The organism is Nocardia sp. NPDC004718, assembly GCF_053601535.1.
The window spans coordinates 1-2,591 of sequence record NZ_JBSGCA010000139.1; the positions used below are offsets into that span (position 1 = coordinate 1).

At 69.4% G+C, this 2,591-nt stretch carries 1 protein-coding gene; it reads left to right on the forward strand.

The genetic code is table 11. From position 1 onward, the window contains the following. Positions 1-2,591: amino acid adenylation domain-containing protein (locus tag ACWEH3_RS35945; RefSeq protein WP_452358508.1), on the forward strand; the 2,591-nt coding region annotated here is incomplete at both ends.

The following is a 2,591-nucleotide window of genomic DNA, read 5'->3' on the forward strand; positions in this document are numbered from 1 at the left end:
GATACCGGTTATCCGGTGCAGCGGTTGGAGTTCATGCTCGAAGACGCCGCGCCGGTGTGTGTGCTGACCACCGCCGCCGAGCTGGACTCACTGCCCGCGGGCAATATTCCGGTGCTCCTGTTGGAGGAGACCACCGGCTACGACGATGCGCGCGTCCGCAACCGTGAGCGGGTGAGGCCCCTGCGCCCGGACAACCTGGCCTATGTCATCTACACCTCCGGTTCGACCGGGGTGCCCAAGGGTGTGGGTGTGGCGCACCGCAACGTGGTGGAGTTGTTCGCCAACACCCAATTGCTGTTCGAGTTCGACGAGACCGATGTATGGACGCTGTTCCATTCCTTCGCGTTCGACTTCTCGGTGTGGGAACTGTGGTGCGCGCTGGCCAACGGCGGCAGCGTGGTCGTGGTCGACTATGTGACCTCCCGCTCGCCGGAGCAGTTCCGCGAACTGCTGATCCGCGAACAGGTCACCGTGCTCAACCAGACCCCGTCGGCGTTCTACCAGCTCGCCGAGGCCGACCGGGCAGCACACCACGACCAAGGCAAGTTCGCGCTGCGCTACATCGTGTTCGGCGGTGAGGCACTGGATCTGCGCCAGCTGCGGCGCTGGTACGAGCGCCATCCGGTGGACGCGCCGTGGCTGGTGAACATGTACGGCATCACCGAGACCACGGTGCACGTGTCGTTCCTGTCGGTGGACGAGCAGATGGTCGACAACCCGGCCAGCGTGATCGGGCGGGCGCTGCCCGGTCTGGACGCGTACGTGCTCGACGACCGGTTGCACCCGTCGCCGGTCGGGGTGGCCGGAGAGATCTACGTCGCGGGTGCGCAGCTGTCCCGCGGGTATCTCGGCCGTCCCGGTCTGGCCGCGACGCGGTTCGTGGCCAACCCGTTCGGTGCGCCGGGCTCGCGGATGTACCGCAGCGGTGACATCGGCCGGTGGGTCGGATTCGGTGGTCGAGCAACCCTGGAGTACGCCGGTCGCGGTGATCAGCAGGTGCAGTTGCGTGGGTTCCGTATCGAACTCGGCGAGATCGAGGCGGCGCTGCTGCGCTGCCCGGGCGTGAGTCAGGCGGTGGTGCTGGTCCGCGCCGACGAGCATGCCGGTGAGCGTTTGATCGGCTACGTCGTGCCCGACGCCGGGGCGAGCTTGGATGCGTCGGTGCTGCGTACCCAGGTCTCGGAGTTCTTGACCGGCTATATGGTGCCGGATGCGGTGGTCGTGCTCGAGGTGCTGCCGTTGACGGCGAACGGGAAACTGGACCGCCGGGCGCTGCCCGCACCGCAGGTGGTGTCGGCGGTGGCGTTCCGCGCGCCGAGTTCGCCGGTGGAGCAGGCGGTGGCCGAGGTGTACGCCGGGCTGCTGGGCGCCGGCGAGGTCGGGTTGGACGACGACTTCTTCGCCCTGGGCGGCAACTCGCTGCTGGCCACCCGCGTGGTCGCACGCATCAACGAAGCCCTCGACGCCGATGTCGCGGTACGCGAACTGTTCGAAGCCCCCACCGTGGCCGCCCTCGCCGCGCGGGTGGTGCCCGGCGCCGGCGGCGGCGCCCGCACCGTGCTCGAACGCACCGAACGCACCGAACCGATCCCGCTGTCGCTGGCCCAGCAACGGATGTGGGTGCTCAACCAGTTCGACCCCGCCTCCGCCGCCTACAACATCCCCCTGGCCATCCGCCTGCACGGCGCCCTGGACGTCTCCGCCCTGCGCTACGCACTGGCCGACGTCCTCGAACGCCACGAATCCCTGCGCACCCGCTACCCCGCCGGCGGACCCGGCGGACTACCGTTCCAGCAGATCCTCACCGTCGACCAAGCCCTCCCCACCGGCCTGGAAGTCGTGGTCACCGACGACCCCACCACCCAGGTGACCGAACTGATGCTCACCGGCTTCGACGTCACCACCGAAGTCCCCGTCCGCGCCCTGCTGCTGGAAACCAGCCCCGATGAACACCTGCTGGCGTTCGTGGCCCACCACATCGCCGCCGACGGCGCCTCCATGGCCCCGCTGGCCCGCGACCTGGTCACCGCCTACCTCGCCCGCATCGGCGGCAACTCCCCCCGCTGGGCGCCCCTGGAAGTGCAATACGCCGACTACGCCATCTGGCAACGCCACGTCATCGGCACCGACGACGACGAAACCTCCGTCGCCGCACGCCAACTCGCCTACTGGCGCCACCAGCTCGCCGGCCTCACCGGGCAAGCCGAACTCCCCACCGACCGCCCCCGCCCCGCCACACCCAGCATGCGCGGCGCCAACACCGGCTTCGCGGTCTCCCCCGACATCCACCAAGCCCTCACCGACCTCGCCCGCGCCCACAACTGCACCCTGTTCATGGTCGTGCACGCCGCCCTCGCGGTCCTGCTGGCCCGCCTCACCGGCGACCCCGACGTCGCGATCGGCACCCCCATCGCCGGACGCGGCCAACGCGCCCTCGACGAGCTGGTCGGCATGTTCGTCAACACCCTCACCCTGCGCACCCACGTCGAGGCCGCCACCAGCTTCACCGAACTCATCGACCAAGCCCGCGAAACCGACCTCGCCGCCTTCGCCAACGCCGACATCCCCTTCGAACGCGTCGTCGAAATCGT